Source organism: Halolamina salina (assembly GCF_042678005.1).
GTDB lineage: Archaea > Halobacteriota > Halobacteria > Halobacteriales > Haloferacaceae > Halolamina > Halolamina salina.
On sequence record NZ_JBHUDH010000035.1, the window covers coordinates 26,033 to 34,446 of the forward strand.

Annotated in this window: 7 protein-coding genes; 5 read left to right on the forward strand and 2 right to left on the reverse strand. The window is 65.6% G+C overall.

Translation table 11 applies throughout. The features are described from left to right. Positions 1–755, reverse strand: a 755-nt coding sequence (locus ACFR9S_RS04465) for an alcohol dehydrogenase catalytic domain-containing protein (RefSeq protein WP_379818144.1), incomplete at its 3' end; no start/stop codon positions are given. 222 nt (positions 756–977) lie between these two features. Here ACFR9S_RS04465 and ACFR9S_RS04470 point away from each other — a divergent pair. Genes ACFR9S_RS04470 through ACFR9S_RS04490 form a run of 5 tightly spaced genes read left to right on the forward strand, consistent with a single transcriptional unit; the run spans position 978 to position 6,672 of the window. Beyond that, the gene (locus ACFR9S_RS04470; protein ID WP_379818145.1) at positions 978–2,720 is read left to right on the forward strand and encodes an ABC transporter substrate-binding protein; all 1,743 of its coding nucleotides are present in this window, start codon (positions 978–980) and stop codon (positions 2,718–2,720) included. A 21-nt stretch (positions 2,721–2,741) separates the two neighbouring features. Further along, a complete protein-coding gene (locus tag ACFR9S_RS04475) occupies positions 2,742–3,719 on the forward strand; it encodes an ABC transporter permease (protein WP_379730610.1) in 978 nt (325 codons plus the stop codon). Positions 3,720–3,722: 3 nt separating this feature from the next. Beyond that, positions 3,723–4,658: an ABC transporter permease gene (locus tag ACFR9S_RS04480; RefSeq protein WP_379730611.1), complete on the forward strand. Its 936-nt coding sequence runs from the start codon at positions 3,723–3,725 to the stop codon at positions 4,656–4,658. Next, complete coding sequence (locus ACFR9S_RS04485) at positions 4,655–5,665, forward strand: ABC transporter ATP-binding protein (protein WP_379818146.1); 1,011 nt, start codon at positions 4,655–4,657, stop codon at positions 5,663–5,665. The genes ACFR9S_RS04480 and ACFR9S_RS04485 overlap by 4 nt, the downstream gene beginning before the upstream one ends. Beyond that, positions 5,641–6,672, forward strand: coding sequence for an oligopeptide/dipeptide ABC transporter ATP-binding protein (locus ACFR9S_RS04490; protein ID WP_379730614.1), 1,032 nt, complete (start codon positions 5,641–5,643; stop codon positions 6,670–6,672). Before ACFR9S_RS04485 ends, ACFR9S_RS04490 begins: the two co-directional genes overlap by 25 nt. 35 nt (positions 6,673–6,707) lie before the next feature. On the opposite strand, the gene ACFR9S_RS04495 is transcribed toward ACFR9S_RS04490, so the two are convergent. Beyond that, entirely contained in the window at positions 6,708–8,219 is a 1,512-nt protein-coding gene (locus tag ACFR9S_RS04495) for a carboxypeptidase M32 (RefSeq protein ID WP_379730615.1), read from the reverse strand. Between the last annotated feature and the right edge of the window lie 195 nt (positions 8,220–8,414).

The following is an 8,414-nucleotide window of genomic DNA, read 5'->3' on the forward strand; positions in this document are numbered from 1 at the left end:
ATCGACCGCTGCCACGTCTCTTCGCCGACGTGGTCGGCGACCAGATCCACCCCGCGACCGTCGGTGAGTTCGGTCACCGCCTCGTCGAACGGCGTCTCGGTGTAGTCGATCACCGCCTCCGCCCACGCCGCCGCCCGCTCGGCCTTCCAGTCGGCGGAGGTCGTCGCGTACACCTCGGCGCCGATCCGGTCGGCCAACTGGAGGGCGGCGTGGCCCACGCCGCCGCTGGCGCCGAGGATCAGCGCCGTCTCGCTCGGCTCCAGTCCCCCGCCGCTCACGAGCATCCGCCACGCGGTCGTGACCGAGGACGGCCACGCGGCCGCGGTCGTCATCTCGACGTGGTCGGGCACCGCTTCGAGGTTCGCCGCCGGCACCTCGACGTACTCCGCCAGCCCGCCGGGGAAGTCGCTCCCGAGCTTCCGGTCGTGGGGACACATGGTCTGTTCGCCCCGCTCGCAGAACTCACACTCTCCACAGCTCACGTGGTGGTAGACGTTGACCCGGTCGCCGGGTGACCACCCCTCGACGCCGTCGCCGACCTCGGCGACGACGCCGGCGATCTCGGTGCCCGGCCGTTTCGGGAACGACTCCTCGATCTCCGGGTGGCCGACGCGGGCGAACACGTCCGCGTGCTGGAGCGCGCACGCCCGCACCGCCACCGTGACCTGCCCCGGACCGGGATCGGGTCGCGGGAGTTCGCGGATCTCCAGTACCTCTTCCGGTGCCCCACTGTCGACGATGTGAACTGCCCGCATACCCCGTCCGTCGGGATCCATCCCCATATCTCTATGCACCCCCCTTCGGGATTAGTTCGGTACCGTGACGGACTGTGTGTACTGTCGGTATTGTGACTTCAACCCAAGATACTATATACCATGACAGATAGAACCAAACGTCAGCCCATGACCGACCAGAGACCCGACAACTCGGTACAGAGACGTAGCTTTCTGAAGAGGACGAGCGCGCTGGGAGCGACGGTGACGCTCGCCTCCTTCGCCGGCTGTGCGGGCGGCGACGGCGACGACGGCGGCGACACCGACACCCAGACCGTCGCGGGCGGCGGCGACAGCGATACCGTCGACATGGACGGGTTTCAGGTGCCTTCCGAGAACGTCGTCCCTCAGAGCGAACTGGACGACGCACAGGCGATCCCCGAACTCACCCTGATCGTCAATCCGCCGGACGCACAGCCCGACGACCACGAGACGTCGATGTTCGTCACCGAGGAGATCGCCAAGCTCGGCATCGACACTACCGTCGAGACGATGACGTGGCCCTCCCAGTCCTCGACCGTCTGGGACGGCGAAGACTGGGACATGACGTTCTGGCAGATGGTCGGGCGTCCGTCCCGGCTCGACCCCGACGAGTTCTCCGTCCAGATGGGCCACTCGGACTTCCAGCAGGGGTACAACTACTACTTCTGGGAGGACGAGGAGTACGACGAGAAAGTGATGGCCCAGCGCGAGGAGCTGGACCAGGACACCCGCGAGCAGCTGATCAAGGAGTGTCAGCAGATCTTCCACGACAGGGGACCGAGCACGTTCCTGATGTACCCCCAGAAGACGATCCCGTGGAACAGCGACCGCTGGGAGGGGGTCGTCGAGCTCAACGGGATGGGCGCGGTGAACATGCTCACGTTCGCCAACATGGAGCCTACCGGCGACCGGACGGAACTCAACATCGCCTACGACCAACAGCTCCAGGCGCTGAACCCGTTCGACCAGTCCGGTGAGATCGACATGATCCAGCACCGGATGATCTGGGACCGTCTGGCCTGGCCCAACGAGTCGGCCCTGCCGGAGCCTCGCCTCGCCGAGGAGTTCAACTGGAAGGACGACACCACCCTCGAAGTCCCCATCAAGCAGGGCCACACGTTCCACGACGGCGAGCCAGTCACCGCCGAGGACGTGAAGTACAGCTACAACATCCACCGCGACTACTCGACGTACTTCTCGGGCCCGGTCGAGCCGGTCAACGAGATCACGGTCGTCGACGACCACACCGTCGAGTTCAGCTTCGACTACCACTTCGCGCCGTTCCCGATGGCGGCGATGGGCCGCATCGCCATCATCCCCAAGCACAAGTGGACCGACATCATCGAGAACCGGATGGACGTCGACAACCCGATGCTGTACCAGGAGGACGAACCCCTCGGGTCGGGACCGATGGAGTTCGTCCACTGGAACAGCTCCGAGGAGGTCCGTCTGGAGCGGTTCGACGACCACTTCGACCCGATCGCCTACGAGGCGCGTAACTCCCGGATCATCCCCAGCGTCCAGACGATGCTGACTCAGTTGGAAAACGGCACGCTGGACATGCTGGCGAACTACCGCGGCGACAAGAACGTGCTGCGGGAGCGCGTCGACCAGAACGACAGCCTCACCATGGCCGCGACGACGACGGTCGGGTTCAAGCAGATCTCCTACAACAACGACCGGCCGCCGTTCCACATCGATGGGTTCCGCCGCGCGATGAACCACCGCTTCGACAAGGAGACGATCGTCAACGACATCTACAGCGGCTGGGGATCGATCGCGCCGAACACGCTGGTCTCCTCGGCGCTCGAGAACTGGCACAACGACGAGCTCGAACGCTACGAGTTCAGCCTGCAGGCCGCCGCGAACGAGCTCATCGAGGCCGGCTTCGTCTGGGACGAGAGCGACGGGATGCTCTACATGCCCGCCGACAACACCGAGATCGACGGGGACGACGAGCCTTAGGCCCGCTCCTTTTTCCAAAAAATGGGACTAAAAGAATTCGTCACGAGGCGCATCATCCAGATCGTCGTTCTCTACTTCGCGATAGCGACGATGCTGTTTTTCCTGTTCCGGGCGGCGCCCGGTGACCCGCTGGCGGCGTACATCGGGACCGGGTTCACTCAGGAGCAGGCGGCCCAGATACGGGCGACGTTCGGGCTCGACCAGCCCATCCACGTCCAGTACTGGAAGTACATGACCAACTTGGTCACGTTCAACTTCGGGCTATCCTACATCACGGGCGATCCGGTGTGGGGGATCATCCAGGATCGCATCTGGAACACGCTCGCCCTGATGGGGACCTCGGTCGTGTTGGCGTACCTGATCGGCGTCCCCTTCGGCGCCTACCTCGCGTGGAACCGCGGGACCAAACGCGAGCGCTTCGGCGTCGTGTTCGCCCTCATCTCCCGGAGCGCGCCGGTGTTCTGGACGGGACTGCTCGGCATCTGGCTGTTCTCGTTCAAGCTCGGCTGGCTCCCCGCGGGGTCGATGTCGCAGCCGGGGGTGACCTACTCCAGCAAGCTGGCACAGTTCACCAGCCCCGACTTCCTGCGACACCTGATCCTGCCGGCGCTGGTGCAGGCGTTCTACTTCTACAGCCTGCCGGCGCTGCTGATGCGCAACAGCATGCTCGAAGTGATGAACGAGGACTTCGTCGACTTCGCGGAGCTGAAGGGGATCAGCGACTTCTCGGTGATGCTGAAACACGCCGCTCGGAACGCGCTGCTCCCGATCGTGACGGCGTTCGCCGTCGCCGCCGGCTTCGCCGTCGGCGGCAGCGTCGTCCTCGAAACCGTGTTCGCGTGGCCGGGGCTGGGCCGGGAGATGGTCAGAGCGGTCATCGCGAACGACTACCCGGTGGCACAGGCGACGTTCCTGATCCTCGCCGGACTGGTACTGATCGCGAACTTCCTCGCGGACTTGGCGTACGGCTACCTCGATCCGCGGATCACCTACGACTGACTCATGAGTGACCAGAACACGACCACCCTCGATTCGCAGTCGTCCGACGGCTCCCTCGACTCGGAGCTCTCGACGTGGCGGGAACGACAGGTCGACGCGTGGCGCCGACGCCTCGCCTTCCTCAAACAGGAGCCGATGGGGCTGGCGGGGATCCTGATCCTGCTCGCGATCATCCTCGTCGCGATTTTCGCGCCGGTGATCGCCCCCTACGAGCCGACGGAGACGGACTACGGCAACTCGCTGGCCCCGCCCAGCGCCGAGCATCCCCTCGGCACCGACAGCGCGGGCCGGGACATCTTCAGCCAACTGGTGTTCGGCGCGCGCCCGGCGCTCCAGATCGGCCTGCTCAGCGCGATCAGCGTCGCGTTCGTCGGTATGAACGTTGGGTTGATCGCCGGCTACTACGGCGGCTACGTCGACGACGCCCTGATGCGGCTGGTCGACTTCGCCTACGGGATCCCGTTCACGCCGTTCATCATCGTGCTCGTCGCGCTCTGGGAGCCGTCGAAGTGGACCATCGTCGGCGCCATCGCCTTGCTGCTCTGGCGCCAGACCGCACGCGTCGTCCGCTCGCACGTGCTGAACCTCAAGGAGAAACCGTTCGTGAAAAGCGCCCGGACCGTCGGTGCCAGCGACCGGCGGATCATCTACCGACACATCGCGCCCAACGTCCTCCCGCTGGTGTTCCTCTACGGGAGCTTCGCGATCGCGTGGGCCATCCTGACCGAGGCCTCGATCAGCTACCTCGGCTTCGGTGACCCGACCGCGGTCACGTGGGGGCAGATGCTCCAGTCGGCACAGCAGTCACAGGCGCTGGCCCGCGACGCGTGGTGGTGGTTCACGATGCCCGGCATGGCGATCATGCTGACGGTCATCTCGGCGTTCCTCATCGGTCGCGGCTACGAAGAGCAACTGAACCCCGAACTCCAAGAACAATGACACTACTCGAAGTCAACGATCTACACGTGACGTACGCGGGCGATCCGGACGTCGAGGCCGTCAGGGGCGTCTCGTTCACCCTCGAAGAGGGAGAGACGCTGGGCATCGTCGGCGAGAGCGGCTGCGGGAAAACGACGCTCGCGCAGGCGATCATGGGCGCGCTGCCGGACAACGGCGAGATCACCGGCGGCGAGATCATCTTCGACGGCGAGGAGATCACCCATCTCTCGAACCGCGAGCGCCGGGAGATCCGCTGGGAGAAGATGTCGATGATCAGCCAGAGCGCGATGAACAGCCTCGATCCGGTGTACCGGGTCAAAGACCAGATCAAGGAGGCCATTCAGGAACACCGTGAGACGTCCGACGCGGAGTGTTACGAGCGCGCCCGGGAGCTGATGGGGCTGGTCGGCCTCGACGCCGACCGCGTCGAGGACTACCCCCACCAGCTCTCCGGCGGAATGCGCCAGCGGGTCATCATCGCCATGAGCCTCGCGCTCGACCCGGATCTCATCATCGCCGACGAGCCGACGACGGCGCTTGACGTGATCATCCAGGAGCAGATCCTCTACCGGATCAAGGAGCTTCAGCGCGAGCTCGGCAACTCGATGGTGATGGTCACCCACGACATCAGCGTCGTCGCGGAGACGTGTGACAGCATGGTGGTGATGTACGGCGGCGAGCTGATGGAGTCCGGCAACGTCGACGAGATATTCAACAACGCCCACCACCCCTACACGCTGGGGCTGCAGAACGCGTTCCCGAGCGTCGAGGGCGAGAAGCGTGACCTCACCAGCATCCCGGGGTCGCCGCCGGACCTCTCGGAGTCGATCGAGGGCTGCCCGTTCGCCTCCAGATGTCCGTTCGCGACCCCCGAGTGTGAGGAACAGGTGCCGGTCCAGGAGCCGGTCGAGGGCCACAGGGTTCGCTGCCACGAGCCGGTTCCGTTCGAACAGATCCGCGACCAATCCCGCGAGGACGACACATGGCTATCAGAGAACAAAGTTTGAACTGGGACTACGACGGTCCCATCATCGAAGTGACGGGGCTGGAGAAGCACTTCCCCCAGAGCACCGGGATCATCCACCAACTGATCGGCGGCGAGACGAGCCACGTCAAGGCCGTCGACGGCGTGGACATGGCCATCGAGAGCGGCGAGACGATGGGGCTGGTCGGCGAGTCCGGCTGTGGGAAGTCCACGCTGGGCGAGGTGCTGATCGGCCTGCAGGAGGCCACCGGCGGCTCCATCAAGTTCCTCGGCACGGAGCTCGAGGAGATGTCCGACGCCCAGCACAAGGAGTTCCGCCGGAACGTCCAGATGATCTTTCAGGACCCCTACGAGTCGCTGAACCCCCGATTCTCCGTCGAACAGTGGATCCGGGAGCCGCTCGAAGTCCACGACATCGACGATCAGGACGAGCGGATCTATCAGGCGCTCGAACGGGCGGAGCTGACGCCGCCGGAGAACTACGTCAACGAACACCCCCACGAGCTCTCCGGCGGGGAGCGCCAGCGTGTCTCGATCGCCCGCGCGCTCGTCCTCGAACCCAAGTTCATCGTCGCCGACGAGCCCGTCTCGATGCTCGACGTGTCGGTCCGTGCGAGCATCCTGAACCTCCTCCGCGACCTCGTCGACGACCTGGACATGGGCGCGCTGTACATCTCCCACGACCTCTCGCTCATCCGGCAGATGTGCGACCGGACCAGCGTGATGTACCTCGGGAAGGTGGTCGAACGCGGGCCGACGGAGCGGCTCATCAAGGGGCCGAAACACCCCTATGCGAGGGCGTTGCTCGACGCCGTCCCCGTTCCGAACCCCGCACACGAGATCGCCGAACCGCAGCTCGAAGGGGAGCCGCCGGACCCGGTACAGCTCCCGGAGGGCTGTAACTTCCGCCCGCGGTGTCCGTTCGCCGCCGAGGAGTGTACCGAGGAGCCCGGCCTCGACGCCTTCGAGACGGCCGACGGTGAGCACGCCGCGGCCTGCTGGCGGGTCGAGACCGCCGAGAACACGTAACCCCGTCGGCGTCGCGCCGTCGGGGTCGTCGCCGGCTACAGGTCGTAGATGTCGGCGTACTTCTCCTCGATGCGGTCGACGAAGTACTCCGTCGTCAGCCGCTCGCCGGTCGCGACTTCGGGCAGTTCGTCGGTCCGGTACCGCTTCCCGTGGCGGTGGACGTGCTCTTCCATCCACTCGCGGATCTCGTCGAACCGGCGCTCGCGGACGAGTTCGTCGAGGGAGGTGCCGAACTCCGCTTCGAGGTAGTGCTGGAGCTGGGCGGAGAACACCGTCCCCAGCGAGTAGCCCTGGAACGTGCCGATGCGGCCGATGCTCCAGTGGATGTCCTGCAGGCAGCCCTCGCTGTCGGTCTCCGGCCGGATGCCGAGGTACTGTTCGTACTTGTCGTTCCAGACCTCCGGCACGTCCTCGACTTCGAGCTCGCCGTTCAGCAGCGCGCGCTCGATCTCGAACCGGACGACGATGTGGAGGTGGTACGTAACTTCGTCGGCCTCGACGCGCGTGAGGTTGTCCTCGTACACCTGATTTGCGGCCTCGTACGCCTCCCGCGGCGTCACGTCCGAGAGCCGGGGGAAATGCTTCCGGACGATCGGCAGGAACTGCTCCCAGAACGCCTCGGAGCGGCCGACGTGGTTCTCCCAAAAGCGGCTCTGTGACTCGTGGATCGAGTGGCTGCGGGACTGGCCCAGCGGACCGGGGAACCCGTCGGGGTCGAGCCCCATCTCGTAGGTCGCGTGCCCGTACTCGTGGAGCGAGCTGTCCAGCCCGTCGACGGGCGAGTGGTCGTGGAACCGGGTCGTGATGCGCATGTCGTACCGGTTGCCGTAGGAGAACGGGTGCGGCGACGTGTCGAGCCGTGCGCGGTCCCAGTCGCAGTTGACGAACGAGAGCGCGTCCTTCGAGAGCGCCATCTGGGTGTCCTCGTCGTAGGGGCCGCCCTCGACGAACGGACCCGAGGGGTCCACGTCGCTCGCCCGTATCTCCTCGATGAGCGGGACGAGCGCGTCCTTCAGGTTCTCGAGCACTCGCTCGGCGGTTTCGACGCCGACGTAGGGCTCGTACTCCTCCAGCATGACCGCGAACGGCTCCTTGTCGGGGTCGATCTGGTTCGCCTGCTCGCGTTTGAGTTCCAGCAGCTCTTCGAGGTAGGGCGCGAACGTCTCGAACTCGTCGTTCTCCTTCGCCTCCTCCCAGGCGTCGTTGGCCTCGGAGATCACCGCGTTGATCTCCTCGGTAAGCTCCTGATCGACCGCCGCCGTCCGCTCGTGCTCGCGGCGGACCTCGCGGACGACGGCCTGTTCGTCCTCGTCGAGGTCGGCGCCGTCGACGGCGTCGAGCCACGCCTCCACGTCGTCACCGGTGAGCGCCTCGTGCTGGAGCGAGGAGACGAGCCCGCGCTGGGTCGACCGCGCCGGCGTCCCGCCGGACGGCATCATCACCTGTTGGTCCCAGAACAGGAGGTTGTCCATCGTTTCGAGCGTCCCGACCCGTTCGGCCCGGTCGAGGAGTCGCTGGTACGCGTCAGCCGGAGATATCTCGGCCATAAAGGTACGTTACCGTACAACAATGAAAACAGTACCCATACCCGTCACTCTGGCCGATACCTCCCCGTCGAGCGCCGCTCCGGGGCGGAGGTAGGTTTATCGTGGTACGACCGTCAGATCAGGGCGTGACAGAGATTGCCTACCTCGTCCCGGGGCGGGGACTGGCGGCCGCGGAGCTCGACCGCCGCGAGGGGA